Annotated in this window: 23 protein-coding genes and 1 pseudogene; 10 read left to right on the top strand and 14 right to left on the bottom strand. The window is 73.6% G+C overall.

Features of this window, described 5'->3' with window-relative positions; genetic code table 11:
- Positions 1 to 4: 4 nt before the first annotated feature.
- Positions 5 to 2,476 (bottom strand): ATP-dependent Clp protease ATP-binding subunit, encoded by a 2,472-nt coding sequence (locus OG455_RS35820; protein ID WP_266300442.1) that lies wholly within the window; start codon positions 2,474 to 2,476, stop codon positions 5 to 7.
- Positions 2,477 to 2,613: 137 nt separating this feature from the next.
- Between OG455_RS35820 and OG455_RS35815 the strand changes: the two genes are divergently transcribed.
- Complete coding sequence (locus tag OG455_RS35815) at positions 2,614 to 4,116, top strand: MFS transporter (protein ID WP_266300441.1); 1,503 nt, start codon at positions 2,614 to 2,616, stop codon at positions 4,114 to 4,116.
- Positions 4,117 to 4,165: 49 nt separating this feature from the next.
- Here the strand turns inward: OG455_RS35815 and purB are convergent, their stop codons facing one another.
- The 5 genes from purB to OG455_RS35790 all read right to left on the bottom strand — a co-directional run bounded on the left by purB (position 4,166) and on the right by OG455_RS35790 (position 8,414).
- Positions 4,166 to 5,605: an adenylosuccinate lyase gene (gene purB, locus OG455_RS35810; RefSeq protein WP_266300440.1), complete on the bottom strand. Its 1,440-nt coding sequence runs from the start codon at positions 5,603 to 5,605 to the stop codon at positions 4,166 to 4,168.
- An 87-nt stretch (positions 5,606 to 5,692) separates the two neighbouring features.
- Complete coding sequence (locus OG455_RS35805; protein WP_266301081.1) at positions 5,693 to 6,424, bottom strand: sulfite exporter TauE/SafE family protein; 732 nt, start codon at positions 6,422 to 6,424, stop codon at positions 5,693 to 5,695.
- A gap of 213 nt (positions 6,425 to 6,637) precedes the next feature.
- Complete coding sequence (locus tag OG455_RS35800) at positions 6,638 to 7,078, bottom strand: MarR family winged helix-turn-helix transcriptional regulator (protein WP_266300439.1); 441 nt, start codon at positions 7,076 to 7,078, stop codon at positions 6,638 to 6,640.
- Positions 7,079 to 7,200: 122 nt separating this feature from the next.
- Positions 7,201 to 7,602 carry a DUF3037 domain-containing protein gene (locus OG455_RS35795; RefSeq protein WP_266301080.1) on the bottom strand — a complete coding sequence of 134 codons (402 nt, stop codon included), beginning with the start codon at positions 7,600 to 7,602 and terminating at the stop codon, positions 7,201 to 7,203.
- Positions 7,603 to 7,634: 32 nt separating this feature from the next.
- Positions 7,635 to 8,414, bottom strand: coding sequence for a HipA family kinase (locus tag OG455_RS35790; RefSeq protein WP_266300438.1), 780 nt, complete (start codon positions 8,412 to 8,414; stop codon positions 7,635 to 7,637).
- A gap of 115 nt (positions 8,415 to 8,529) precedes the next feature.
- Here OG455_RS35790 and OG455_RS35785 point away from each other — a divergent pair, with 115 nt between their 5' ends.
- Entirely contained in the window at positions 8,530 to 9,888 is a 1,359-nt protein-coding gene (locus OG455_RS35785) for an NAD(P)/FAD-dependent oxidoreductase (RefSeq protein ID WP_266300437.1), read from the top strand.
- 103 nt (positions 9,889 to 9,991) lie between these two features.
- On the opposite strand, the gene OG455_RS35780 is transcribed toward OG455_RS35785, so the two are convergent.
- The gene (locus tag OG455_RS35780; protein WP_266300436.1) at positions 9,992 to 11,173 is read right to left on the bottom strand and encodes a GDSL-type esterase/lipase family protein; all 1,182 of its coding nucleotides are present in this window, start codon (positions 11,171 to 11,173) and stop codon (positions 9,992 to 9,994) included.
- Positions 11,174 to 11,550: 377 nt separating this feature from the next.
- Positions 11,551 to 12,903, bottom strand: a complete 1,353-nt coding sequence (locus OG455_RS35775) for an aminotransferase class I/II-fold pyridoxal phosphate-dependent enzyme (protein ID WP_266300435.1) — start codon at positions 12,901 to 12,903, stop codon at positions 11,551 to 11,553.
- Positions 12,904 to 12,938: 35 nt separating this feature from the next.
- On the opposite strand from OG455_RS35775, the gene OG455_RS35770 reads away from it, so the two are divergent.
- The 4 genes from OG455_RS35770 (at position 12,939) to OG455_RS35755 (ending at position 16,575) form a co-directional block, all read left to right on the top strand.
- Entirely contained in the window at positions 12,939 to 13,631 is a 693-nt protein-coding gene (locus OG455_RS35770) for a pyridoxamine 5'-phosphate oxidase family protein (protein WP_266300434.1), read from the top strand.
- Complete coding sequence (locus OG455_RS35765) at positions 13,625 to 14,260, top strand: FMN-binding negative transcriptional regulator (RefSeq protein ID WP_266300433.1); 636 nt, start codon at positions 13,625 to 13,627, stop codon at positions 14,258 to 14,260. Before OG455_RS35770 ends, OG455_RS35765 begins: the two co-directional genes overlap by 7 nt.
- A gap of 270 nt (positions 14,261 to 14,530) precedes the next feature.
- Positions 14,531 to 15,865, top strand: coding sequence for a sugar porter family MFS transporter (locus OG455_RS35760; RefSeq protein ID WP_323185628.1), 1,335 nt, complete (start codon positions 14,531 to 14,533; stop codon positions 15,863 to 15,865).
- Positions 15,862 to 16,575 (top strand): dienelactone hydrolase family protein, encoded by a 714-nt coding sequence (locus OG455_RS35755; RefSeq protein ID WP_266300432.1) that lies wholly within the window; start codon positions 15,862 to 15,864, stop codon positions 16,573 to 16,575. Before OG455_RS35760 ends, OG455_RS35755 begins: the two co-directional genes overlap by 4 nt.
- Here OG455_RS35755 and OG455_RS35750 read toward each other — a convergent pair.
- Positions 16,547 to 17,659 carry a hypothetical protein gene (locus OG455_RS35750; RefSeq protein WP_266300431.1) on the bottom strand — a complete coding sequence of 371 codons (1,113 nt, stop codon included), beginning with the start codon at positions 17,657 to 17,659 and terminating at the stop codon, positions 16,547 to 16,549. The genes OG455_RS35755 and OG455_RS35750 overlap by 29 nt on opposite strands.
- A gap of 154 nt (positions 17,660 to 17,813) precedes the next feature.
- On the opposite strand from OG455_RS35750, the gene OG455_RS35745 reads away from it, so the two are divergent.
- Complete coding sequence (locus tag OG455_RS35745) at positions 17,814 to 19,382, top strand: MFS transporter (protein WP_266300430.1); 1,569 nt, start codon at positions 17,814 to 17,816, stop codon at positions 19,380 to 19,382.
- 23 nt (positions 19,383 to 19,405) lie between these two features.
- Here the strand turns inward: OG455_RS35745 and OG455_RS35740 are convergent.
- Positions 19,406 to 20,677, bottom strand: a pseudogene (locus OG455_RS35740) (MFS transporter); the annotation flags it as partial.
- A gap of 44 nt (positions 20,678 to 20,721) precedes the next feature.
- Between OG455_RS35740 and OG455_RS35735 the strand changes: the two are divergent.
- Together OG455_RS35735 and OG455_RS35730 are read left to right on the top strand one after the other, a co-directional pair.
- A complete protein-coding gene (locus OG455_RS35735) occupies positions 20,722 to 21,426 on the top strand; it encodes a TetR/AcrR family transcriptional regulator (RefSeq protein WP_266300429.1) in 705 nt (234 codons plus the stop codon).
- A 189-nt stretch (positions 21,427 to 21,615) separates the two neighbouring features.
- A complete protein-coding gene (locus OG455_RS35730; protein WP_266301105.1) occupies positions 21,616 to 21,768 on the top strand; it encodes a hypothetical protein in 153 nt (50 codons plus the stop codon).
- A 114-nt stretch (positions 21,769 to 21,882) separates the two neighbouring features.
- Here OG455_RS35730 and OG455_RS35725 read toward each other — a convergent pair whose 3' ends face one another.
- The 4 genes from OG455_RS35725 to OG455_RS35710 all read right to left on the bottom strand — a co-directional run bounded on the left by OG455_RS35725 (position 21,883) and on the right by OG455_RS35710 (position 26,029).
- Complete coding sequence (locus OG455_RS35725; protein ID WP_266300428.1) at positions 21,883 to 22,137, bottom strand: lipopolysaccharide assembly protein LapA domain-containing protein; 255 nt, start codon at positions 22,135 to 22,137, stop codon at positions 21,883 to 21,885.
- 79 nt (positions 22,138 to 22,216) lie between these two features.
- Entirely contained in the window at positions 22,217 to 23,368 is a 1,152-nt protein-coding gene (opgC, locus tag OG455_RS35720) for an OpgC domain-containing protein (protein ID WP_266300427.1), read from the bottom strand.
- A gap of 135 nt (positions 23,369 to 23,503) precedes the next feature.
- Positions 23,504 to 25,450 (bottom strand): penicillin-binding transpeptidase domain-containing protein, encoded by a 1,947-nt coding sequence (locus OG455_RS35715; RefSeq protein WP_266300426.1) that lies wholly within the window; start codon positions 25,448 to 25,450, stop codon positions 23,504 to 23,506.
- Between the two features lie 216 nt (positions 25,451 to 25,666).
- Positions 25,667 to 26,029: a hypothetical protein gene (locus tag OG455_RS35710; protein WP_266300425.1), complete on the bottom strand. Its 363-nt coding sequence runs from the start codon at positions 26,027 to 26,029 to the stop codon at positions 25,667 to 25,669.
- 356 nt (positions 26,030 to 26,385) lie between these two features.
- On the opposite strand from OG455_RS35710, the gene OG455_RS35705 reads away from it, so the two are divergent.
- Positions 26,386 to 26,589: a cold-shock protein gene (locus OG455_RS35705; RefSeq protein ID WP_030916923.1), complete on the top strand. Its 204-nt coding sequence runs from the start codon at positions 26,386 to 26,388 to the stop codon at positions 26,587 to 26,589.
- Positions 26,590 to 26,828: the final 239 nt, after the last annotated feature.

The raw sequence follows: 26,828 nt of genomic DNA, 5'->3' as shown, positions 1-26,828 counted from the left end.
GCGCTCACTCCTTCCCACTGGCCGCGGGGCGGGCCAGCGTGCAGGTCAGCTCGCCGTCCTCGACGTCGGCGAGCACGGTGTCACCGGCTTGGACGGTGCCCTCCAGCAGCAGGTTGGCCACCCGGTTGTCCAGCTCGGACTGGATGGTGCGGCGCAGCGGACGGGCGCCGAACTCGGGCTGGTAGCCGCGGTTGGCCAGCCACTCCTTGGCGTTCGCGGTGACCTCCAGGTCGACCTCCTGCGCCCTGAGTCGGCGGCGGCTGCGGTCGAGCAGCAGGTCCACGATCCGCACCAGGTCGGCCCGGGTGAGCGCGTGGAAGACGATCACCTCGTCGATCCGGTTGAGGAACTCGGGCCGGAAGTGCTGCCCCAGGTCCTTCATCAGGTCACCGCGGATGGTGTCGACCTCGCCGTGGTGCTCCAGGATCCGGCGGGAGCCGATGTTGCTGGTCATGATGACCACCGTGTTGCGGAAGTCGACGGTGCGGCCCTGGGCATCGGTGAGCCGGCCGTCGTCCAGCACCTGGAGCAGCAGGTTGAAGACGTCCGGGTGGGCCTTCTCCACCTCGTCGAGCAGCAGCACGCTGTACGGCTTGCGGCGCACCGCCTCGGTCAGCTGGCCGGCCTCCTCGTAGCCGACGTAGCCGGGTGGGGAGCCGACCAGGCGGGAGACGGTGTGCTTCTCCTGGAACTCGCTCATGTCGAAGCGGATCATCCGGTCCGGGTCGCCGAAGAGCAGCTCGGCCAGGGCCTTGGCCAGCTCGGTCTTGCCGACCCCGGTGGGGCCCAGGAAGAGGAAGCTGCCGGTGGGGCGGTCCGGGTCGCCCATCCCGGCCCGGCCGCGGCGCACCGCCTGGGCGACGGCGACCACCGCCTCGTCCTGGCCGATCACCTTCTGGTGCAGGGTCTCCTCCAGCTTGAGCAGCCGGTCCCGCTCGGTCTCGGTGAGCTGGGCGACCGGGATGCCGGTGCGCCGGGAGAGCACCTCGGCGATGTCCTGGGGGGTCACGCTCACCACGCCCTCGCGCTGCTCGGCGACCTCGGCCAGCCCGTCCTCGGCCTGCCGCAGCTGCTGCTTGTACTCGGCGGCGCGGGCGAAGTCCTCCTCGGCCACCGCCTCGTCCAGCTCGCGGCGCAGCCTGGCGATCGCGTCCTTGCTCCGCTGCGCCTCGCCGCTGCCGCCCAGGCCGCGCAGCCGCACCCGGGCGCCGGCCTGGTCCAGCAGGTCGATCGCCTTGTCCGGCAGGAAGCGGTCGCTGACGTAGCGGTCGGAGAGCGCGGCGGCCGCGTCCAGCGCCTCGTCGGTGAAGCGGACCTGATGGTGGGCCTCGTAGGAGTCGCGCAGGCCCTGCAGGATCCGCACGGTCTCCTCGACGCTCGGCTCGGGGACCAGCACCGGCTGGAAGCGGCGCTCCAGCGCGGCGTCCTTCTCCACGTGCCGGCGGTACTCGTCCAGCGTGGTGGCGCCCACCACGCTCAGCTCGCCGCGGGCCAGCGCCGGCTTGAGGATGTTGCCGGCGTCCATCGAGCCCTCACCGCCGCCGCCCGCGCCGACCACGGTGTGCAGCTCGTCCAGGAAGAGGATCACGCTCTGGTCGGCGGCGACCACCTCGTCGATCACCTTCTTCAGCCGCTCCTCGAACTCGCCGCGGTACTTGGAGCCGGCCACCAGCCCGGTCAGGTCGAGGGTGACCACCCGGCGGTCCTTCAGGGTCCGCGGCACGTCCCCCGAGACGATCCGCTGGGCCAGGCCCTCCACGATGGCGGTCTTGCCGACACCCGGCTCACCGATCAGCACCGGGTTGTTCTTGGTGCGCCGGGAGAGGATCTCGACGGTCTGCTCGATCTCCTCGGCCCGGCCGACCACCGGGTCGAGCTTGCCGGCCCGCGCGTCGACGGTCAGGTCCCGCCCGTACTCGTCCAGGGTCGGCGTGTCGCTCGGGCTGCCGCCCTCCCCCGCGGTCGCCGTGCGCAGCGCGCCGGGCGAGGGCGCCACGTTGCGCAGCGCCTGGCCGGCCCCGGAGCGCTCCTGCTCCAGCAGCGCGCCGAGGATGTGCTCGGGGCCGATGTAGGAGGCGCCGGCGGCCTGCGAACGGGCGTGCGCGGTGAGCAGCGCGCGCTTGGCGGCGGGGGTGAGTGACGGCTCGCCGGTGGTCCCCACGGCGTCGGTGGGCAGCGAGGCGCGCAGGTCCTCGGCCAGCTCGTCGGGATCGACCCCGGCCCGCTCCAGCATCCGGCGGGCGGCGTCGACCTGGGTGGCGGCCCAGAGCAGGTGGCCGGTGTCCAGGTCGGTGCTGCCGTCCTCGGCCGCGCGCTGGGCGGCCGCCTCGATCAGCTCCCGGCTCGACTCGTTGAGCAGCCGGCCGATCGGGACCCGCTGCACGGCGGGCGGCGAGGAGAGCGGGCTGGTACCGAAGAAGCGGCTGAAGATGTCGGAGAAGGGATCGCCGGCGCCGAAGGCCGAGGGCAGCGTCATGGGGCATCACCTGACTGCACGGGGGGACATGATCCGGCTCCACCCTCACCCGCCCCAGGTCCGGTCGCCACCCGGGATCGGCCACCCCGGCGCGGCGGTGTTCCGCCCGCGAGCCGCGTCCCGCAGGATCGGAGGTTATGGAGAGTCAGCTGAGGTTGAAGAGCCGTCAGGGGCGCTGGGTGGTGGTGGCCGCCGCGCTCGGGTCGGGGATGGCGATGCTGGACGGCACCGTCGTCAACGTCGCGCTGCCGGCCATCGGTGACGACCTCGGGGCCTCGCTGGCCGCGCTCCAGTGGACGGTCAACGCCTACCTGCTGACGCTCGCCGGGCTGATCCTGCTGGGCGGCTCGCTGGGCGACCGGTACGGGCGGCGGCGGATCTTCGTGATCGGCGTCTGCTGGTTCGCCGCCGCCTCCGGGATCTGCGCGATCGCGCCCTCGGTCGGCGTGCTGGTGGCCGCCCGCGCACTGCAGGGCGTGGGCGGCGCGCTGCTGACCCCCGGCTCGCTCGCGCTGCTCCAGGCGAGCTTCCACCCCGACGACCGCTCGGCGGCCGTCGGTGCCTGGTCCGGGCTGGGCGGGGTGGCCACGGCGGTCGGGCCGATCCTGGGCGGCTGGCTGGTGAGCGGTCCCGGCTGGCGCTGGATCTTCGTGATCAACCTGCCGGTCGCGGTCGTGGTCGCGGTGCTGACCCTGCGCCACGTGCCGGAGAGTCGGGACGAGCAGGCCACGGGCGGCTTCGACGTGCCGGGGTCGGTGCTGGCCGCGCTCTCGCTGGGCGGGGTCACCTACGCGCTGACGGCCGCGGCGGAGCAGGTGTCGGCGGCGGTCTGGGTCTCGGCGGTCGCCGGCGTGCTGCTGGGCGTCGCGTTCGTGACCGTCGAGCGGCGCAGTGCCCATCCGATGCTGCCGCTGGAGCTCTTCCGCTCGCGGCTGTTCAGCGCGGTCAACCTGGTGACGCTCGGCGTCTACGGCGCGCTGGGCGGGATCTTCTTCTTCCTCCAGGTGCAGCTGCAGACCGTGTCCGGGTTCGAGCCGCTGGTGGCGGGGGTGGCGTTCGCCCCGGTCACGGTGCTGATGCTGCTCTTCTCGGCCCGGGCGGGCGCGCTCGCGACCCGGATCGGCCCCCGGCTGCCGCTGACCGCCGGTCCGCTGATCGCGGCGGGCGGGGTGCTGCTGATGCTGCGGATCGGCCCGGACGCCTCGTACTGGACGGATGTGCTGCCGGCCGCCGTGCTCTTCGGGATCGGTCTGACGCTGCTGGTGGCGCCGCTGACCGCGACCGTGCTGGCGGCGGTGGAGGTGCGCCGGGCCGGCATCGCCAGCGGGGTGAACAATGCCGCGGCGCGCGCCGCCGGCCTGCTGGCGGTCGCGGCGCTGCCGCTGCTCACCGGGCTGAGCGGCGAGCAGTACCGGGTGCCGAGCGCGGTGGACGCCGCGTTCCGCACGGCCGTGCTGATCTGCGCGGGGGTGCTCGCCGCGGCCGGGCTGCTGGCACTGGCCACGGTGCCGGGCCGGCCGCCGGTGCCCGAGCCCACGCCCACCGGCGAGCCCACGGTCGAGCCGGACGGCACCTGGTACTGCGGCACCACCGGCCCGCCGGTGGACCCGGGGCACGAATGCCCCGGGTCCACCCGCTGACGGGCGGCGGCGGGCAGGTCAGGTCCGCCGGGAGGGACGGCTCAGCGGCTCAGAGGATGTCGCCCGGCGCGTACTTGGCGGCCTGCGGGTGGGCGGTGGCGACGGCCTCGATCCGGCGGACCACCTCGGCCACCTGGGCCCCGGCGGCGCCGGTGAAGGAGAGCCGGTCGGCGAGCAGCGCGTCCAGCCCGGCCCGGTCCAGCGGGATCCGCTCGTCGGCGGCCAGCCGGTCGAGCAGCTCGTTCTCGCGGGCGCCGGCGCGCATCGCGAGCGCCGAGGCGACCGCGTGCTCCTTGATCACCTCGTGCCCGACCTCGCGGCCGACCCCGGCACGCACCGCGCCCATCAGCACCTTGGTGGTGGCCAGGAAGGGCAGGTAGCGGTCCAGCTCGGCCTCGATCACGGCCGGGAAGGCGCCGAACTCGTCGAGCACCGTCAGGAAGGTCTCCAGCAGACCGTCGAAGGCGAAGAAGGCGTCCGGCAGCGCGACCCGGCGCACCACCGAGCAGGAGACGTCGCCCTCGTTCCACTGGTCGCCGGCCAGCTCGGCGGTCATCGAGGCGTAGCCGCGCAGGATCACCGTGAGGCCGTTCACCCGCTCGCAGGAGCGGGTGTTCATCTTGTGCGGCATCGCGGAGGAGCCGACCTGGCCCTCCTTGAAGCCCTCGGTCACCAGCTCGTGGCCGGCCATCAGGCGGATCGTCTTGGCCAGGCTGGAGGGTGCGGCGGCCAGCTGGACCAGCGCGGTGAGCACCTCGAAGTCCAGCGAGCGCGGGTAGACCTGGCCGACCGAGGTGAAGACGTGTCCGAAGCCGAGGTGGCCGGCCACCCGCTGCTCCAGCTCGGCCAGCTTGCCGGCGTCGCCGCCCAGCAGGTCGAGCATGTCCTGCGCGGTGCCGACCGGGCCCTTGATCCCGCGCAGCGGGTACCGGGCGATCAGCTCCTCCAGGCGGGCGAAGGCGACCAGCAGCTCGTCGGCGATGCTGGCGAAGCGCTTGCCGAGGGTGGTGGCCTGGGCGGCGACGTTGTGCGAGCGGCCGGCCATCACCAGCGCGGCGTGCTCGGCGGAGAGCCGGCCCAGGCGGACCAGGACGGCGACGGTGCGGTCCCGCACGTGCTCCAGGGACTGGCGGATCTGCAGTTGCTCGACGTTCTCGGTCAGATCCCGGGAGGTCATCCCCTTGTGGATCTGCTCGTGGCCCGCGAGCTCGCTGAACTCCTCGATCCGGGCCTTCACGTCGTGCCGGGTGACCCGCTCACGGGCGGCGATGGAAGCGAGGTCGACCTGGTCGATCACCCGCTCGTAGTCGGCGACAGCGGTCTCGGGGACGTCGATCCCGAGATCCTGCTGGGCCTTCAGGACGGCGAGCCACAGGTGGCGTTCGAGGACCACCTTGTGCTCGGGGGACCACAGCTGGGCCAGGGTAGCCGAGGCGTACCGGGCGGCCAGGACATTGGGGATCTGGGGCTTCGCGCTCACGCTTCGCAAGGTTAACAGCCGAGGTCAGCCGGTCGGCACGACGGGGCTGGGGCCCGGTCGGCACAGCTCAGCTGGGGCCCGGTCGGCACGACGGCCCTACAGCTCGAGGAGGCCCTTGGCCAGGGTGGTCAGCCCGCCGGCCAGGGCGAGCAGCAGGACGACGGTGCGGGCCCGGCGCTCGGGCACCCGCTCGGCCAACTCGCGTCCGATCAGCGCGCCCAGCAGCAGGGCGGCGGACACCGCCAGCCAGGCAGGGCGGCCGAGCCGGGGCACGCCCTTGGCGAGGAGTGAGAAGAGGTTCACCAGGAGGCCGTAGAACTGGGCGTTCGGCACGAACTCGCGAACCGTCCAGCCCGCGTTCACCGCGTACAGCGACAGGGCGGGGCCGCCGACCCCGGCCGCGGAGTTCATGAAGCCGCTGGCCGCCCCCGCCGCCAGCGCGCCGCGCAGCCCGCGCAGCGCGGCCACCCGGGTACCGAAGATGACCAGCAGCACCGCGACGCTGACCATGGCGCCCATCGAGACGAACAGCTGCGGTTCCGGCAGCCGGGCGGCCACCCAGGCGCCGAGCGGGACACTCACCGCGGCGGCCGCCACCAGCGGCACCATCGCCGCCGGGCGGACCTGGCGCCAGCTGGTGGCCAGCCCGATCGCGCTGATCGCCCCGGCGGCGCAGTTGGACAGCACCACCCCGGGGCCCGCGCCCAGCAGCAGCGCCAGCGCCGGCGCGGCGACCAGCGCGAAGCCGATCCCCGCCATCCGCTGCACCGAGGCCCCGGCCAGCACCACGGCGCCCAGCAGTAGGTCCGCTCCCCAGCCCTGCGTCACCGACACGCCCCCCGATCGATCGGACCCGAACCGGGGACACGTAAGCAGACGGCGGACGGCGTCGTCCAGCGGCAGGACGCGCCGAGCAGCCGGTCGGGCAGTCCGGCAGCCGATCGACCAGTCGGTCAGCCAACCAGCCAACCAGTCGGTCAGTCGGTCAGTCGGTCAGTCGGTCAGTCGGTCAGTCGGTCAGTCGGTCAGTCGGTCAGTCGGTCAGTCGGTCAACAGTGGCAGCAGCTGGTGGCACATCGCCAGCAGTTCGGTGCGCTGCGCCTCGCTGAGCGAGTCCAGGGCCCGGTGCGCCTTGGCCATGTCGGCACGGATGTTCAGCAGCACCTCGCGGCCCTGCTCGGTGATGGTGACGATCTTGACCCGGCGGTCCCCGGCGGCCGCTTCGCGGCGGGCCAGGCCCAGGCCCTCCAGGCGGTCGACGATGCCGGTGACGTTCGAGGCGTCGCAGCCGAGCCGGCCGGCCAGCGCCCGCATCGGCACCGGTTCCAGCACCACGCCCAGGGCCTTGGCCTGTGAGGAGCTGAGCCCGTGCCGCCCCGCCGCGGCGGTGAAGTCGAGGAAGTAAGCGGCGCTGACGGCGGCCACCGCCTCCATCAGAGCGGAGGTGGCGACGGGGGGTGCGGCGGTGGTCATGGAGCCCATGAGACCACAGTACGCATAAAAGTTTTATCTACTCCAGTGTTGAATCCGACAACCGACCTGTCCTGTTCAACTGAGTGTTCAACTGAGACCCGCCAGGCCAGGCCCGCGCCGGGCGATCCGGGTCAGGCGACCAGCTGGGCGAAGAGCCGCTCCAGCTCCGCCGCCGGGTCGCCGGTCAGCCCGGTGTGCACCGGTCCCGGCTGCACCACGGCGCTGCGCGGCGCGGTCAGCCAGCGGAACCGCTGCCCGGGGCTGTCCCCGGCCGCCGGTCCAGCCGCTGGGCCGCCGGCGCAGACGCCCTCGATGCCGCGCAGCGCCCGCGCCACCCCGGACAGGTCCAGGGCCGGGTCCAGCACCAGCAGCTTCGCCTCGGGCAGCAGCGTGCGCACCGCCAGCTCCTCGCGCCAGCGGCAGTACAGGAGCACCCCGAGGTTGACGCACTCACCGCGCTCCACCCGGGGAACCGCCCGGATCACCGCGTACTCGTAGTCGTGCAGGTCGGTCGGGCCGTGCGGGTCGGTCATGCGGTGCAGGTCGGTCATGCGGTGCGGGTCGGTCATGCGGTCGCCTCCGGGGAGTGCGGGGGGAGCACGGGCAGCCAGTCGCGCGGTCCGGCCAGCCGCGCCAGCAACTGGTCGACGTAGGCGGCCCGGACGGCCGCGGGGTCCGCGAAGCCGGGCTCGTCCAGCAGGAACTCCTCGGGGATCGCCTCCGCCGCCGCGGCCAGCAGCCCCGGCGTGGCGCGCCCGGCCAGCTCCGCGTCGGCTGCCGCCAGGTCGCCGGCGAAGCGGCGCAGCGCGTGGTCGCCCGCGTCGTAGGGCCGCCGGGTCCACCGGGCCGCACCGGCCCAGTGGTGGTGGAAGATCAGGCTCGCGCCGTGGTCGATCAGCTGCAGCCGCCCGTCGACCACCAGCAGGTTGGGGTTGCGCCAGGAGCGGTCGACGTTGCCGATCAGGGCGTCGAACCAGAGCACCCGGGCGGCCTGCTCCGGATCCACCTCGAAGCAGAGCGGGTCGAAGTTGAACGCCCCGCTCAGGAAGGCCAGGCCCACGTTGACCCCGCCGCTGGCCCGGATCTGCTCCTGGATCTGCTGCTCCGGCTCACTGCGGGCCAGCACCGGGTCGAGGTCGATCCGGACCAGTTCGGGTACCGGCAGTCCGAGCCCGCGCGCCAGTTCGCCGGCCAGCACCTCGGCCACCAGCGCCTTGCGCCCCTGTGCCGCACCGCTCCACTTGAGCGCGTAGAGCCGGTGGTCGTCGGCCGCCACCAGGCCCGGCATCGAGCCGCCTTCTCGCAGTGGCGTCACATAGCGGACCGCCGTCACCTCACGAAGCACGCGCCAACCCTACCCATCCGCCCGGCTTGCGGTGGCGCGCCCCCAGGGCCCGTGCAAGGGTTGCCAGGACGTGGCGTCCCGTCACATGGGCCCCGCCGACTGCGAAGGAAGACAGATGGAACGTCCTCGGATCCTGGTGGTGGGCGGTGGCTTCGCCGGTCTGGAGTGCGCGCGTCGGCTGGAGCGCAAGCTCGCCGCGACGGAGGCGCAGATCACCCTGGTCGCCCCCTTCAGCTACCAGCTGTACCTGCCGCTGCTCCCGCACGTCGCCGCCGGGGTGCTCACGCCCTCGTCCGTGGCCATCTCGCTGCGCCGCACGCTGCGCCGCACCGACATCATCCCGGGCGGCGCGATCGGCATCGACCCGCGCGCCAAGGTGTGCATCATCCGCAAGATCACCGAGCAGGTGGTCGCCGAGCCCTACGACTACCTGGTGCTGGCGCCCGGCAGCATCACCCGCACCTTCGACATCCCCGGCCTGAGCGATCACGCCCGCGGCATGAAGACGCTGGCCGAGGCCGCCTACATCCGCGACCACGTGATCGCGCAGCTCGACCTCGCCTCCGCCACGCTGGACCAGGCCGAGCGCGAATCCCGGCTGCAGTTCGTGGTGGTCGGCGGCGGCTACGCGGGCACCGAGACGGCCGCCTGCCTGCAGCGGCTGACCACCGCCGCGCTGGACCGCTACCCGCGGCTGGATCCGCGGCTGATCAAGTGGCACCTGATCGACATCGCGCCCAAGTTGATGCCCGAACTCGGCGAGCACCTGGGCACCCGCGCCATGAAGGTGCTGCGCGAGCGCGGCGTGGACGTCTCGCTCGGCGTCTCGGTGGCCGAGGTCGGCGACACCACGGTGACCTTCACCGACGGGCGGGTGATCCCCTCGCGCACGCTGATCTGGACCGCCGGGGTGGCCGCCAGCCCGCTGATCGGCACGCTGGACGCGGAGACGGTGCGCGGGCGGATCGCGGTGACCGCCGAGATGCGGGTGCCGCAGTTCGAGGGCATCTTCGCGCTCGGCGACGCGGCGGCCGTGCCGGACCTGGCCAAGGGCGACGGCGCGGTCTGCCCGCCCACCGCGCAGCACTCGGCGCGCCAGGGCCGCAAGGTGGCCGACAACCTGGTCGCCGCGCTGCGCAACCAGCCGCTGGAGCCGTACTACCACAAGGACTTGGGCCTGGTGGTCGACCTGGGCGGCAAGGACGCGGTCTCCAAGCCGCTCGGCGTGGAGATGAGCGGCCTGCCGGCGCAGCTGGTGGCGCGCGGCTACCACCTGATGGCGATGCGGACCAACGTGGCCAAGCTGCGGGTCGGCGCCAACTGGGCCATGAACGCCACCGCGGGCGACGACTTCGTGCGGATCGGCTTCCTGGCCCGGCGCCCCGCCAGGCTGCGGGACTTCGAGTACACCGACGCCTACCTGACCAAGGAGCAGATCCGCGAGCACACCAGCTCGCTGCACGCCAAGCACTGAGGCCGCCCCGGCCCCCGCGCCGTCGCACCCCGGCCCGCCGTGTCCAGCGCACGGCGGGCCGGGGTGCGTCCCGGTGCGGGTCCCGAGCAGGACCGCCGGGGTGTCAGGAGGTGGCGCTGAGGTACATCCCGGAGGCGTCCTGGCCAGGGGTGTTGCGGCAGGCGAAGTCGCCGCTGGTGCGGGCCCAGAGCAGGGTCAGGCAGCGGCCCAGGGCCTGCTGGGCGTAGTAGTTCGGGTGCATCGACTCCTGGGTCGTGCCCTGGGTGGTGGTGCCGACGTCGACGAAGCGGGCCCACTCGCTGGTGGTCGCCGAGGGCGGGGTGCCCGGGGTGGCCAGCCGGGTCGCGGTGGAGCAGACCTCGCGGCCCTGCAGGAAGTCACGCAGGTCGAGGAACTGCACGCCCTTGGCGGCCGCGACCGCCGCCAGCTGGTCGGAGACCTCGGGGACCATGGTGTCCCTGGCCCAGTCGGAGTCGGCGTCCCAGAACGGGCAGCCGCCGGTGTTCACCCGGTCCCAGCCGCTCTCGCTGTAGCGGTTCTCGCCGCTGCGCGGGATCGGCGAGGGGTAGGACTGCAGCACGATCCGGTAGGAGCCGCTGGCGTAGCCGTCGCCCGCCATCGCCGCGCGGATCTCGTCGATCGCCTTGCCGACCCCGGCCATCGCGGCGGGCATCTTGCCGTCGATCGCCGACTGCTCGGTGTCGGCGCAGTAGGAGTCCCAGATCGCGTAGTCCTCGGCGCAGTCGGTGATCACGTCCGAGAAGCCGAGGTCGTTGCCGCCGATGGACAGGGTGATCAGCTTGACGTTGTCCTTGGCCGCCAGGGCGGCGAGCTGGTCGGCCTGCGGGGCCTCGCCCTTGAAGGACTGGCCGCCGTCGGCGGCCCGGAAGACGTTGGCGGTGGTGGCACCCGAGCAGGCCAGGTTGACGCTGGTCTGGGCGATGCCGGTGGCGCTCTTCACCTCGGCCACGTCCGAGCGGTCGCACCCGCTGGCGTAGGTCGAGCCGTAGATGCCGGCGGGCGCGTAGCCGCTGCCGTTCCACGCGCGGTCGGTGCCGTCCCGGCTGCCGGAGGTGTCGTCGCTGTTGCCCTTCCAGCGACCCGCCTCCCCGGAGATGTAGCTGTCACCGAGCGTGACGCTGGCGGTGGGGCCGGCGGGGGCGGCGGCGTGCGCGGGGGCGGCCAGGGTGAGCAGGCCGCCGGCGCAGAGCGGGAGCGTGAGCAGCGTGGCCAGCGACCGTCTCAACGGGACGGTGCGCTTGACCTGTGGGGATCGTTCGAGCACGGCTTTACTCCTGCGGACGGCGGCGTCCCGGTGTGGGAGTGGGACGCCGCTGAGGGTGAGGGAGAGCCGCCGGCCGGTGGCGCGATGAATGTGGCATGAGCGCGCCGGTTACCGCTAGGTAGCTGCAGCACCTTTCTCACGCCGTTACCGGTGCGTTAACTTCTGTCGCTCCCTCAGGCCGCCGCCCGACCCGGCGCCCCACCCCGCGCTACCCGTCCCGCCCACCCCGCCGCATCTCTCCCGCCCACCCAGTCATGTTTCTCCCGCCCACCCAGCCCTGTTTCTCCCGCCCACCCAGCCCTGCTTGTCCCACCCACCCAGCCCTGTTTCTCCCGCCCACCCAGCCCTGCTTGTCCCACCCACCCAGCCCTGCCTGCTCAGATCTGCCGCGCGCCCGCCGCGGAGCCGCCGAGCACGGCGGCCAGGTCGGCGGCGAACCGCGGCGCCTCGGCCGGGTCCAGCCGGGCGATGGTGACCCGGATCCCGCTCGGGGAGTCCACCCGGAACGCCGCCCCCGGCGTGACCACCCACCCGCGCTGCAGCAGGCCCACCACCACCCCGGTCTCCTCCGGCACCGGGATCCAGACGTTCACCCCGCTCACCCCGTGGCCCGCGATGCCGTGCGCGGCCAGCGCCGCGAGCAGCGCCTCGCGGCGACCCCGGTAGGCCTCGGCGACGCCCGCCGGGCGGGCGCCGTGGGTGCGCCAGAGCTCGGCGGTGGCGCGCTGCAGCAGGTGGCTGACCCAGCCGGTGTCCAGCCGCTGACGTCCGCGCAGCCGGTCGACGGTGGCCCGGTCGCCGGTCAGCACGGCGAGCCGCAGGTCCGGGCCGAAGGCCTTGGCCGCGGAGCGGACCACCACCCATCGGGTGACCAGCGGCCGGCCGTCCGGCCCCGCGATCAGGGTGGCGAACGGCAGCTCGGTGATGCCGTGCCCGTGGTCGTCCTCCAGCAGCAGCACGTCCGGGTGCCCGGCCAGCACGGCGCGCAGTTCGGCGGCGCGGGCGGCGGTGATCGCGGCGCCGGTCGGGTTCTGCGCCCGGCTGGTGACGATCAGCGCGCGGGCGCCGGCCGCCAGGGCCGCGGCCAGCGCCGCCGGGCGCGGGCCCTGGTCGTCCAGCGCGACCGGCAGGGTGCGCAGCCCGTGGGCGGGCAGCAGGTCGAGCAGGCTCCCCCAGCCCGGGTCCTCGACGGCGACGGCGTCGCCGGGGCGCAGCTGGGTGGCGAGCACCCGATCGATCGCGTCCAACGCGCCGTTGGTGACCGCGAAGGCGCCCTCGGGCACCTTGTCGGCCCGGAAGCCGGCGGTGGCGAAGGCGGCCAGCTCGGGCTCGGCGGTGGGCTGGCCGTAGAGCACCGGGGACCGGTCGGCCGCGGCGGCGGCCACCGCGAGGGCGGGGCCCAGCGGTGGCAGCAGGGCGGGATCGGGATTGCCGGCCGCCAGGTTGCGGGCGCCCGCCGGGACGTCGAGCCGGACCTGGTCGCGGTAGCTGGTGACCGGGCGCGGACGGATCCGGCTGCCCTTGCGCCCGGCGGTCTCGATCACCCCGCGGTCGCGCAGCAGGCGGTAGGCGGCGGCCACGGTGTTGGGGTTGACCCCCAGCTCCTCGGCCAACTCACGCAGCGGGGGCAGCGGCTGGCCGGGCTCCAGCCGCCCGGCGCTGACGGCCCGCTCGACGTCGGCCGCGATGTCCGTGGCGCGGCGGCCCTGAATCCGATAGTCTCCTAGCACAAAAGAAATTATGCACTAGTACATAGGGGGTTGTCATGTCGGACCCGCGCGCCGAACAGCACGACGAGCGCTACGCCCGCACCCCGCGCACCACACCCACCCGCTACCGGGACCGGGCCAGCTGGGAGCGGACCGAGATCCACGCGATCCTGGACTCCTCCTGGGTCTGCCACCTGGGCTTCGCCGGCACCGACGGGCCGGTCGTGCTACCGACGATCTTCGCCCGGGTCGAGGACCGGCTCTACCTGCACGGCTCCACCGGCAGCCGCCCGCTGCGGGCCGCCGGCGCCCCGGCGGGCCTGCCGGTCTGCGTGACCGTCACCCAGGTGGACGGCCTGGTGCTGGCCAAGTCCGCGTTCCGGCACTCCGTCAACTTCCGCTCGGTGGTCGCGCACGGCGTCGCCGAGCAGGTCACCGATCCCGCGGAGCTCGCGGTGGCGCTGGACGCGCTGGTCGACCAGGCAGTCCCGGGGCGCTCGCGGGACGTGCGGGGTGCCAGCCCCAAGGAGCTGGCCATGACGGCGGTGATCCGGCTGGTGCTGGACGAGGTCTCGGCCAAGACCCGGGCCGGCACGGTGAACGACGATCCCGAGGACGCGGACCTGCCGTACTGGGCCGGCGTCGTGCCGGTGTCCACCGCCTACGGCACGCCCGAGCCGCACCCGGACACCGAGCGCGAACTGCCCCCGTACCTGAGGGACTTCCGGCCCGGCGGTGCGGCGTGCTGATCCGCTCCTGGGACCGGGGCAGCGAGGCCGAGTGGCGCGACTTCATGGTCGGGCGGGACTTCGGCGTGCTGGCGGCCAACGGGCGCGGTGACGACGGCCCGGTGCTGGTGCCCACCCACTTCGCCCTGGACGCGGACCGGGGCGAGATCCTGCTCCACCTGGCCTCGCCCAACCCGCTCTTCGCCGCGATCGAGGCCAACCCGCGGGTCACCCTCGTGGTGACCGACGACTACGTCTTCGTGCCCGGTTACTGGCAGGCCAGCCGCACGCCGACCAGCTACTACGCCGCGGTGCAGTTCGACTGCCTGGCCGAGGCCGTGGACAGCACCGCCGGCAAGGCCGAGATCCTCAACCGGCAACTGGCGCACTTCCAGCCGGAGACGCCGGAGGTGCGGGTGGTGCCCGGCGCGGAGCCGTACGGGCCGCGCCTGTCGGGCATCCGCGGACTGCGCCTGACGGTGGGTGAGGTGCGGGCGAAGTTCAAGTACGACGACAAGGTGCCGGTGGAGCAGCAGAGCGCCGCCGCCCAGCGGCTCGCCGACCGCGCCGGCCCCGGGGACGCTGGCGCGCGGGCCCAGCTGGTGCGGCGCAACCGGCAGCGCGGCGGCTGCCCGGTGGAGCAGCCTTAGGGCACCTGCCTGACGGGTGGCCGCAGGGGTGGGTCACCCGCGTGACGGCTGGTCAGGCCGGTCCAATCTGATGGACATACCGGTGGCATTACGGGGAAGACGGGCATCCACCTGATCTGATGGTACGGATCAGCCCAAAACGATCAGCCCAAAGCTGATCAGCCCCGACCACACCCCCGGGAGCCCACCCTGTCCAGGACCGCACCGGCCCAGCCGGCCGCCGAGAGCCCCCATCTGGGCCGCGTCATCTTCATCTCCGCGGCCGCGGCCATGGGCGGCTTCCTCTTCGGCTACGACAGCGCCGTCATCAACGGCGCCGTCACCGGCATCCAGAAGCACTTCCACGTCGGCAGCGGGGAGACCGCCTTCGTGGTGGCGATCGCGCTGCTCGGCTCGGCGGTCGGCGCGGTGGCGGCCGGTTGGCTGGCCGACCACCTGGGGCGGGTGCGGACCATGTGGCTGGCCGCGGTGCTCTTCGCGATCAGCGGGGTGGGCTCGATGTTCCCGCCGAGCGTCCAGGTGCTGGGCCTGTGGCGGGTGCTGGGCGGCATCGCGATCGGCATCGCCTCCGTGGTCGCGCCCACCTACATCGCCGAGGTGGCGCCGACCGCCTACCGGGGCCGGCTGGCCTCCTTCCAGCAGATGGCGATCGTGCTCGGCATCACCTTCTCCCAACTGGTCAACTACGGGCTCAACCAGTGGGCGGGCGGGGAGTCGACCAACCCCCTGGCGGGCATCCAGGCCTGGCAGTGGATGCTGGGCGCGGAGACGGTGCCCGCCCTGGTCTACGGCGTGATGACGCTGCGCATCCCCGAATCGCCGCGCTACCTGATCGCCACCGGCCGGGAGGCGCAGGCCCGCGAGGTGCTGCGCGAGGTGGAGGGTCCCAGGGCCGACCTGGACGCCCGGGTGACGGAGATCCACACGGTGCTGCGCGCCGACCACAAGCCCCGGCTGCACGACCTGCTGGGCGGCCAGTTCGGCCTGCTGCCGATCGTCTGGGTCGGCATCGGCGCCTCGGTCTTCCAGCAGTTCGTCGGCATCAACGTGATCTTCTACTACTCCTCGGTGCTCTGGCAGTCGGTCGGCATCAACGAGAGCAACTCCCTGCTGATCAGCATCTCCACCTCGATCGTCAACGTGATCGGCACCGTGATCGCGATGCTGCTGGTGGACCGGATCGGCCGCAAGCCGCTGGCCCTGGCCGGCTCGATCGGGATGGCGATCTCGCTGGCCACCGCCGCCTGGGCCTTCTCCTACCGCACCGGTACCGGCACCAGCGCCACCCTGCCCAGCCTGCAGGGCACCGTCGCGCTGGTCGCCGCGCACGTCTTCGTGCTCTGCTTCGCCTTCTCCTGGGGCGTGGTGGTCTGGGTGCTGCTCGGCGAGATGTTCCCGAACAAGATCCGCGCGCTGGCCCTCTCGGTGGCCGCCTCCGCCCAGTGGCTCGCCAACTGGGCGATCACCGTCACCTTCCCGGACCTCGCGGACTGGAACCTCTCCGCGACCTACGTGATCTACGCCTGCTTCGCGCTGCTCTCGATCCCGTTCGTGGTCTTCTGCATCAAGGAGACCCGCGGCAAGCCGCTGGAGGAGATGGGTTGAGCGACTCGACCACCGGACCGGCCGCGGGGGCGCAGAACACCACCTTCCCGAGCGACGGGGGCCGAGCGCACGGCTATCTCGCGCTGCCGCCGCGGGGGCGCGGCCCCGGGCTGCTGGTGGTGCAGGAGTGGTGGGGCCTGACCACGCACATCACCTCGATGGTCGACCGGTTCGCCGCCGAGGGCTTCCTGGCCCTGGCGCCCGACCTGTACGGCGGCGCCACCACCCACGACCGGGCCGAGGCCGCCGAACTGCTCGCGCGCCTGCCGCCCGAGCGGGCGGCGGGCGACCTGCGCGGCGCCGTCGACTTCCTGCTCGGCCACCCGGCGCTGATCGGGGACGCGGTCGCGGTGGTCGGCTTCTGCATGGGCGGCGGCCTCGCGCTGCGGCTGGCCGCGCTGGAGGGCGACAAGGTGGCGGCGGTGGTGCCGTTCTACGGGCTGCCGCGCGAACCCGACTACGACTACCGGGGGCTGACCGCTCACGTGCTGGGCCACTTCGCCGAGCACGACCACGGGTTGCCCATGGCCGCGGTGGACGAGGCGGCGATCCGGATCGGTGAGGCGACCGACGTCCGCCCCGAGATCCACTTCTACCCGGCCGGGCACGCCTTCATGAACGACGAGGACCCCGACGGCGCCTACGACCCGCTGCAGGCCAGGATCGCCTGGCGGCGCACCCTCAGCTTCCTTCGCGGGCACCTGGGCTGAGGGCCTGGCCCGGTTCCGCGAAAGCGGGGTAACCGGGCAGCGGTGGCACGCTCCAGTTCGCCGCCGGCCCGCGCAGCAGCCGGTCCATGGTCTCGCCCAGGACCGGCAGGCCCGGCAGCGCGGCCGCCCGCTCCCAGCGCTGCCGCAGCACCTGGCGGATGGTGGGCACCGGGCGGCGGGTGCGGTGCGTCGGAGCGTCCGCCGTCACCGCGCGGGGCAGCAGGCCGACCGTCAGGTCCACCGTCCAGACGGCGACGGCCTGCGCCATCCCCGCCTCCCAGATCGCGTCCTCGGCCAGCTCCGGGTAGCAGGCCAGCAGCTCACTCCGGTAGGCCCGCTCGATCCGGGCGGGCAGGCCGGGCGGCAGCTCGAAGACGCACCAGCAGCTGGAGAAGGGCATCCGGCAGTACGCGGCGGTCAGGAACACCGACTCGAAGCCGGCCGCCTCGAAGTCGATCAGCCGCAACCCGTCCGCGGTCAGCAGGTTGTTGTCCGGGCAGGTGTCACCAGGGCCGAAGCCGGGGTAGCGCGCGCGGCCGGCCGTGCCGACCTCGGCCAGCTCGGCCGCCAGCCCCGGGGGCGGCTCGACCCCGGCGGCGCGCAGCACGGCGGGCAGTTCCTCGGCGTTCTTCGCCGCCCACGGCTCACCGTCCCCGGGCGGCATGCCGAGGTCGTAGCGGGTCAGCAACTCGGCGAACTCGGCGCGGCGGCCGACCGAGTCGGCGGCCAGCCGGCCCAGGCTGCGGGCCCAGTCGAGCAGGCCGAGCTCGGCGGCCTTCGGGTCCGAGCCGAGCAGCAGGTCGGCCAGCGTCGGCGCGGCGCCCAGATCGGCCAGCACCAGCAGCCGCAAGTCCCGGTCAGCGGCGAGGAGTTCGGGACCGGCCAAGCCGAGCGCCAGACCGGCCGCCTCGCTGCTGAAGGAGCGGCGCGCCTCCTCGTCCTCGGCGAAGGCCTTGAGCACCACGCTGCCGCCCTCGCCCGTCCGGCAGCGCAGCACGCGGCTGCGCGGGCTGCCGCCCAGGTCAACCGGATCGGTCAACTGGCAGTCCAACAGAGCACCGGCCGCGCGGAGAAGATCATCCATTCGGCCGATGCTGCCATGGGGGTTCGGAGCATCCAAGTTGATTTTCGATCAGCCTCGACCAGTTTCGAGCTCTGATTGCCGGGTAACTCACCCAACCTGTCCGTACCTGTCCGTAGCGTGGACAGGCTTCCATGCCACCGTCATAGTCGGGCGAATGCCGAACCGAGCCACCACCACTGTCGGCCGCACGCCGAACCACCGTGAGAACCGCCCCCGGAACCGAACAGCTCACCGCCCCCGCCCGCCCTCCTGGGCCGGCCGCGACTATCTGATCCAGACCGGCGCCACCGTGGTCAGCGGCCTGGGCAACGCCGGGGCCCCGATCGCCACCGCCTTCGCGCTGCTGCGGATGGGCGGCGGCGCCGCCGAGATCGGCTACGTGACCGGCGCGCGGCTGGCCGCCATCGTGCTCTTCCTGCTGATCGGCGGCGCGGTCGCCGACCGGCTGCCCCGGCACCGGGTGATGGTCGCCGCCAACCTCGGCAACGCGCTCTCCCAAGCAGCGCTGGCCGCCCTCGTGCTGACCGGCTCGGCCCAGCTCTGGCAGGTGGTGCTGCTGGCGGCGGCCAACGGGATCGGGCAGGCCTTCTACGCCCCCGCGGCCGAGGGCATGATCATGGAATCGGTCGACCAGGAGCAGGCCCCACGGGCCTTCGCGCTCTTCCGCACCGCGCTCAACTCCTCGCAGATCGGTGGCGCGGCGCTGGGCGGCGCGCTGGTCGCGGCGGTCGGCCCCGGCTGGGTGCTGGCGCTGGACGCCACCACGCTGGCCGCGGCCGGTGCGCTGCGGGTCTTCCTGCGCACCCCGGCGCCGGCCGCCGCGGCCACCGCCCTGGCCGCGCGGGGCGGCGGTGGGGCAGCGACTGCCGACCGGTGCGCCGGGCCGGGCCCGGGGCCGGACGCCGGACGCGAGGGCGGACCAGGGATGCTGGCTGATCTGCGCGAGGGCTGGCGGGAGTTCACCTCCCGGCGCTGGCTCTGGGCGGTGGTGGTGCAGTACGGCGTGGTGAACGCCTGCCTGATCGCCGCCGAGTCGGTGCTCGGCCCGCTGGTGGCCGACCAACGGCTCGGCGGGCCGCGCCCCTGGGGCCTGGTGAACGCGGCGATGGGCGCGGGACTGGTGGCCGGTGGGCTGCTGATGGTCCGTTGGCAGCCGCGCCGGCTGCTGCTGGCCGGCACCTTCGGGATCCTGCTCTTCGCCGCCCCGGCCGCCTCGCTGGCGGCGGGTGCTTCGCTGACCGTGATCGGCTGCGCGATGTTCGCCTCCGGCGTCGGCGGCACCGTCTACGGGGTCTGCTGGATGGTGGCGCTGCAGCAGGAGATCCCGGCGGCGAGCTTCTCCCGGGTGGCCGCCTACGACTGGTGCGGCTCGGTCGCGCTGGCCCCGGTGGGCACCGTGGCGGCCGCGCCGCTGGCGGGCGGCCTCGGGCTGAACGGAGCGCTGTGGGCCTGCGCGGGTGGGATGACGCTGCTGTCGGTGCTGGTGCTCGCGGTGCCCGAGGTGCGGCGGCTGGCACGGGTGACCGCCGTCTCACCGGCAGCGGCGACCGCGACGGCGGCCACTGCGCCGTTATCGGCGGCCGGAGCGGCCGGATCAGCAAGAACGGCCGGATCAGCAGGAGCGGCCGGATCGCCGGCTGCGGCGACAGTGGCGACAGTGGCCACGGTCCGCGTGGACCCCGTCCCCGTCGCCGTCCCCGTAGCGGCCAGGGCCGCGGCCTGACGAGCGGTCAGCACCCGGAAGAGCAGCGGTGCGACCAGCACGGTCAGCGCGGCGCCGACCGCGAACGGGGCCCGCAGCCCGTAGGCGTGCGCCACCAGGCCGGCCAGCACGGCACCGACGGCCAGGCCGCCGTTGGCGACCATCTGGTACGCCATGCTGACTCGGCCGAGCAGGTGCTCCGGCACCAGGTCCTGCCGCAGCGAGACGGCGAGCACCCCCCAGGCCAGGCTCAGCGCGCCGTACCCGACGGTGGCGGCGCCCGCCAGCGGCCAGCTGTCGGCACCGGCGGCCACCGCGAGCGCGAGGCCGGAGCCGAGCATGGTGACCAGCAGCGTCCACCGGGTGCCCAGGCGGCGGCCGAGCCGGGGCGCCAGCAGCGAGCCGACCACCCCGCCGACCGCGAAGGCGGCGACCAGCAGGCCGTAGCCGAGCGTCCCGAGGTGCAGCACCTGGCGCGCGTAGAGCACCAGTTCCGCGATCACGCCGCCGAGCACCAGGTTGGCCGTGGCGGCCGCCAGGCAGAGCGCGCGCAGCAGCGGGTGCCGGGCCAGCCAGCGGGCGCCTTCGAGGGCCTCGGCGAGCAGGCCGCGCACCGCCGGGCGGGCGGCCGCCGGCGAGCCCGGCGCCTGCTCCACGTCCCGCTCATCCTCCCGCCGCCCGGTCGGCGGGCGGCCCGGCGCGACCGCCTCGGGCCGCGGCACCCGCAGGCTTCCCGGCAGCACGAAGACCAGCAGCGCGGCGAGCGCGAAGGAGAGCGCGTCCACCGCGAACGGCGCGAGCGCGGCGAGCCCGAAGAGCACGGTGCCCAGCGGCGCACCGAGCAGCGAGTCCGACACCAGCGCGCCCGCCTGCAGCCGTCCGTTGGCCCGCGGCCGGTCCACGGGCGGTACCACCGCGGGGACCACGCCCGCCCAACCCGCGTTGTAGAGCGTCTGACCGCAGCCGAGCAGGAAGCCGACCAGCGCGATCCCCGCGATGTCCACCGCGCCCAGCGCCACCGCGACCGCGAAGCCGGCGGCCAGCAGCGCGCGGCACAGGTCCACCGTCCAGAGCAGCCGCCGCCGGTCGACCCGGTCGGCCAGCGCGCCGGCCGGCAGGCTGAGCAGCAGCCAGGGCAGCTGCTCGGCCACGGCCACCAGGGCCAGATCGCGCGGGTCGCCGGAGATCCGCGCGGCGAGCAGCGGCAGCGCGACGAAGCGCATCCCGTCGCCGAGCGAGGAGACCGTGACCGAGGTCCAGAGCAGGCGGAAGCGGGATCCCAGTGGCGCGGCTGCCGATCCCCCGGTGGAAAACATGAACTAGACTCTGATTCACCTTTGAGGCCCTGTCAAGGAGCGCGATGACCGAGACCGACCCGTCAGCCGCCCCCGCCCAGCCCGCAGCCCTGCCCGCCGAGCCGCCCGCCGAGTCGCCCGCCGCCCGCCCGCTGCCCGCCGGCGTGCTGCGCGAGCCGCAGCAACAGCGCAGCCGGGAGAAGGTGGCCCGGATCCTGGCGGCCACCGCCCGGCTGCTGGAGGAGCGGGACTACGAGGAGGTCGGCACGAAGCTGATCGCCGCCGAGGCCGGGGTCTCGATCGGCGTGCTGTACCGCTTCTTCCCGGACAAGGAGGCGATCGTCACCACCCTGACCGCCCGCTGGCTGGACGAGTTCGACGCCCTGGGCCGGCGCGTCCTGAGCGGGCCGCTGCCGGACACCCCCGGCGAACTGGCCGCCCGGCTGCTCGACGCCCACGCCCGGTTCCGCCGCGAGCAACCCGGCTTCCACCGCCTCTGGTTCGCGGGGCCGCCGCCGCCCGCCCTGCGCGCCTACGGCGACGCGAACGACCGACGGCTGGCCGCCGCCGTGCACAGCACGCTGGTCTCCCGCTACGGCTACCCCGACACCCCCGCCTTCGCGCTGCGCGCCGAACTGGCTGTGCTCAGCGCCGCGCACCTGCTCAACACCGCGTTCCAGGACCGCCCCGAGGGCGACCCGGCGGTCCTGGCCGAGATCCAACTGATGCTGGACCGCTGGCTGTTCGAGCGGCCGACCGCAGCGGGCTGAACCCAGCACCGGAACGCAACCTTCCGCCTACGGCGGTGGTCCCACTACCGAGGTCCACCGCCCGGGAGGGAGACCCTGTTGTCACCATCGTTGCGGCTCAACCGAGATGACGACCAATCAGACCGACCAGACCGACCAGACCGACCAGACCGATCGGCCGGTGCCTGCTGGCTGGTCGAGCTGGCCGGGGTGGACGGGCGGCGCTACGCCTACCGCGTGTACGCCTCCCGGCACGCGCTCCCGGCCGACCTGTTCTGGTCCGCCCTGCACCACCACGACCAGGGGCCGCTGCCGCGCGCTCTCGACCTCTTCGACAGCGCGCTGATCCGGCTGCTGGGCTGACCGCCCGATCACCGGCCGGCCTGGCCGTGCGGCAGTCGGCTCCGCGGCGGTCGGCTCACGGCTACGGGCACTGCGGCTACGGGCACCGCGGCAACGGGCGCCGCGGCGGTCGGCTCACGGCCTGGTGCGGCGGCGGCCCAGGACGTAGCCGATCAGCAGCCCCACCAACAGGGTCACGGTGAGCACCGCCCACAGCGGCAGTGTGACGGTGGGGATCCACAGCCTGACGGAGACCGATCCGGTGTTGGCCGCGATGAACCAGATGGCGAGCACCGCGAGCACGGCGAGCCCGATCGTACGGAACCGCACGTCGCGTCCCTTGACCGTGATGCCCGGCGGACGGTGCGGCGGAGGAGTGTTCTGCGCCATTCCTCCAGTATGGTCCGCCCCCGGCCGCCGGGCCTGCGCTGGAGCGCCGGGGCCAGGCCCGGCGGCCGGCGGCGCGCGGCTACCCGGGGATCAGGAACGCCAGGAAGCGCGTGCGCACCGCGAACCAGGTCACCGCGATCACCGAGACGTCGAAGACGGTGTTCTCCCAGAATCCGCTGGGGCCGACCACGAACGGGATCAGGAAGACGAAGAAGCTCTGCGCGACGTAGACGTACAGCGAGCTCCGGCCGAACGGCAGCAGCAGCCTGCCGACGGTCCGCGCGATCGGCTCCTCGTACTTGCGGACCAGCAGGAAGGTGCCCGCGAAGCTCACCGGGGCGGCGAAGGGCCGCAGCAGGCCGAGCCGGTTGTTCTGGAACAGGTGGTTGTAGGTGTCCGAGTCGACGATCAGCTCGGGGTGGAAGAGCAGCAGCATGCCGACCAGGTAGAGCAGGACGGTCCCCACGACCAGCCCGGTGCACAGCGCCCGCCGCACCGCGGGCGACAGTCGGCCCACCAGCCGTCGCAGGTCGTCCCAGTGGTAGCCGGCGATGGTGCCGAGGAAGAAGTACACGCCCCACTGCAGGAAGGGACTGAAGAAGCTGGTGTCGTAGTGCGAGGGCAGCACGAACCCGGCGTACGCCAGCAGGACGACCACCGGCGCCAGGCGGCGGGAGAGCAGCCAGACCGTCAGCGGCGCGATCAGGAACATCGGCACGTAGAAGGTCAGGAAGTCCGCCCAGCCGTAGGTGTACCGCAGGGTCAGGGTGTTGGCCAGCAGGGCCATCGGTGAGGAGTCGCTGTCGAGGCCCACCTTCACGTTCGACACGCCGTGCGCGACCGCGAGGCGCCCGATGACGGTGAAGAGCAGGGTGAGGCTGACCGCGAGCACGTAGAGCTGACCTGCGCGCTTCCACGCGTTGCGCGCCATCCGGAGCGGCCCGTGCCGCTCCAGGTCGCGCCGACGCAGCATACCCACCAGCAGGCCGGAGATCAGGAAGAAGTTCTCCGCCTCGGAGACCAGCAGCGAACCGCGGCCGTCGAACAGGCCCAGCAGGGAGGGGAGGTAGTCGAGGTGGACCGCCGCGAGCACTCCCACGTAGTACCCGCGCATCAGGTCGAGGGTCACCATGCGCGTCCGTCTCGGGGCGGCGGGGAGCGGCCCGGTCAGGGCGGCGGCGCGGGTGGTGACGTTGGCCGAGGCTGTCGCGGGCAGGCGCAGTGACGTCATGCGGCCATTTCGCCAGGCCGGTCTTTGACGCGGCTGAGAAACGGGTCAACCGCGCTCAACTGTCAGGATCTTCTCAGATCGACCGGCACCTGATGGGGGTCTCGGGCTCCCCATCAGGTTCCTCCCGCCGCTCGGCTATCCGTTGCCGACCGCCAGCACCTGGGCCACCGCGCTGCCCGCCACCCCGGCGCCGTGGCCGCCGCCCTCCACCTCCGCGGCCACGGCGAGGTTGCCGCGGTAGCCGATGAACCAGCTGTTGGGGGACGCGGCCCCGCCGACGTCCGCGGTGCCGGTCTTGGCCCCGACCTCGCCGCTCAGACCCGCCATCGCCTGCTGGGCCGTGCCGGAGGCGGCGGTCTGGGCCATCATCGCGCGCAACCCCTTGGCCACCGAGGACGGCAGCGACCCGGTGGCCTTCACCTGAGGCTGGCCGGGCAGCAGGACCGGCTGGCGGAAGGTGCCGTTCTGCACGGTCGCGGCAACCGAGGCCATGGTCAGCGCGTTGGCCTGGATGGCGTCCTGCCCGACCGCCTCGGCGGCCGCGTGGTCGGAGGCGTCCGGGTCGCTCGGCACCGGGATCTTGGCGTCGAAGCTCGGCACGCCCGGGGCCGTCGACCAGGTGAGGCCGACACCGAACTGGTCCCGCGCGACCGCTGCCAGGGTGCCGGCCGGCAGCTTGGCGTACTCGTTGATGAAAGCCGTGTTGCAGGAGTGCGCGAAGTCGTCGGCCAGCGTGTAGCCGGGGAACGAGCCCGGCTCGTCGTTGGTCCAGAGCTTGGGCGAATTGGTGCTGCTCGGGCAGGCCACCGGGGTGCCGGGGGTGTCGCCGGCCTCCAGCAGGGCGGCCGCGGTGATCACCTTCATTGTCGAGCCGGGCGCGAGGCCGGCCAGGAAGGCCTCGTTGAAGCCGGCCGCCGGCGCGTTGGCGACCGCCAGGATGTCGCCGGTGCTCGGCTCCACGGCGACCAGGCCGGCCGCGTTGGCGCCCGCCTGGGTCTGCAGCGCCTGCTCGGCCGCCCGCTGCACATCGGCGTCCAGGGTCAGCCGCACCTGCCGCGCGGCGGCCGGCGGGCTGACCACGAAGAGCTGCTGGGCCGGCTTCTGCCCCGTGTCGTCCAGGAGCACCACGGCCTGGCCGTTCCCGGTGGCCGAGGCGGTGCCGTCCCCGGCGGACGGACTGCCGGACGGGGAGGCGCCGGACGGGGAGGTGTCGGCGTCGCTCTGGAGGGCGGCGAGCAGCGGGGCCAGGGAGGGGAACCCGGCGAGCGAGCGGCCCTTGCGGTCGGTCACCACCGTCGCCGCCTGCGAGCTGATCGCCCGCAGCGCGATGGACTCGCCGTCCGTCAGCCGCGGATAGACCACGCTCGGCGCCCAGTGCACCAGGGTCTGCCCGTCGCCGGTCCGCAGCAGGCCCAGCTGCCCCTGGTACTGCCAGGGGTTGGCGCCCGCACCCGCGAAGCCGACCGAGGCCGTGAACCCCAGCGTCAGCAGGCCGCCGCCGGCCGGGGGCGAGGAGGTGGCCGGGGCAGCGGGCGCCGGGCTGGACCCGGCGGTCGCCGGGCCGCCCGGGGTGAGGGTCAGCGCGCTGAAGCCCAGCTGCTGCTGGAACCCACCGAGTGCCTCCTTGGCCATGCCCGGGTCGTCCGTCAGCCCGGCCGCGCCCGCCAGGTCGCCCTTGGCCCAGGCGGCCAGGAACGCGTCTGCCGCGGTGGCGGCCTGGGCGGCGGTGGGCGGTGCGACCGTCGCCGCCGGGCCGCTCGCCGTGCGCGCGGGTCCGCTCCTGGCGGGGCCGTCGCCCAGCACCGCCGAGGCCAGGTTGAAGGCGCCGCAGCCACCGACGGTCAGCAGACCGGCGAAGACCAGCCCGCAGGCGATCCGCACCGCCGTGCGCGAGACCGGGCGGCGGGCAGCGGGCGGGGCGTCGTCGTGCTCCCCGTCCTCCTCGTCGTCCTCCGCGTCCTCGTCGTACTCCGGGTACCCGTCCCGCTCGCCGTCACGGTCGGCCTCACGGCCCGCGTCACCGGCCGCGGCCAGGTGGCTGCCGCCGTCCAGCCGCACCAGCTGCTCGTCCTCGGGTTCCATGCTTCGCCGCTCCCCCTGGCCGGCGGCCGCGCACTCCTGCAGTGCCCGTCTCCCACCGGTCCCTCGGCGCGCGGCAGCCATCGCCCGCGCCTCCGTGTACCTGACGCTCCGGGCCGGCGAAATGTTGCAGGGGTTCCGCCGGATTTTCCGTGCTCCGCCGAGGCCTGGGCGGCACACGGCGGAGCAGGCGCGGGCGATCGCCCGCCGCGCGGCGTCTCAGGTGTCGGAGTAGCTGAGGTCCCCGACCGTCCAACTGCTGATGTCCTCGATGGCGATGCGGTACATGCCGCCGGTGTGCGGGAGCCCGAAGTCGCCCTGCAGGATCCTCGCCCGGTGCAGGTGGAGGTGGGTGGGTCGCGCGGGCGGGGTCTCGGCGGGTGCGGCGAAGAGGGCGGCGAACGGCTTGAGGTGCTCCGAGGCCTGGAGGACCTCCGCCACCCGCCCCCACCACAGGGACACCGGCGCGAGCCTGCCGGTGATCACCGCGCCTGGGACCACCACTGTCAAGGACATCTGGTTGCTGTGCTCGGACTCGACCATCGCGGCGATGTCGACGAGCAGCCCGTCAGGGTTCGACATGACTCCAGATTAGGCCACGCCGCCCCGGGTCCTGACGCCGACCCCGGGGCGGCGATCGCGCCGTGTGCGGGCGTCCGACGGGTCGGGAGCCGCGGCCCGGGCGAGGTTCCCGCGGGCCCCGAGGGGCTCCCACGAGGGGCTCCCACGAAACCCGAGGTGGAATGTTCCACCACTGCGGGCCGGGGCCTGCTAAGCTGATCCCAGTTGCAGTAGTGGTTCCCATGAACTTTGTGTGCGCCTGCTGATGTATCGCAGGCGCATTTTTGTTTCCCGGCCTCGCCGGGTGGGTGCTTATCGCGGCGACTCGGAGTTCGCGCAGTGCGTTCTCCGGACAGCCCTTTGAAGGAGAAGTTTTTATGGCTAATGGCACTGTGAAGTGGTTCAACGCGGAAAAGGGCTTCGGCTTCATCGAGCAGGAGGGTGGCGGCCCCGACGTCTTCGCCCACTACTCGAACATCAACGCCAGCGGCTTCCGTGAGCTGCTCGAGGGCCAGAAGGTCGAGTTCGACGTCACGCAGGGTCAGAAGGGCCCGCAGGCCGAGAACATTCGCCCGCTGTAGTTTTTCTGCCATGGCACCCGCCTAGCAGCGAGGGGCCCGCACCGAGTACATGCCCGGTGCGGGCCCCTCGGCATTGCGCCACGACACATTCCCCGCCGCTCAGGCCCCCTGGCTCCGCCACCGGCGGCCCTCCCGACGCGAGACGCACAGCGCCGCGTCCGGATGAGCGCCCTGCCGTGACATCTCACGGTTCGAGGTCTTCGCCCCGCCCCTGTCGGTGAGCGCCGACCGTAGGTGCA

The organism is Kitasatospora sp. NBC_01287, from assembly GCF_026340565.1.
GTDB lineage: Bacteria > Actinomycetota > Actinomycetes > Streptomycetales > Streptomycetaceae > Kitasatospora.
The sequence above is the reverse complement of the archived record's forward strand: the minus strand, read 5'-3'. Positions and strand labels throughout refer to the sequence as shown.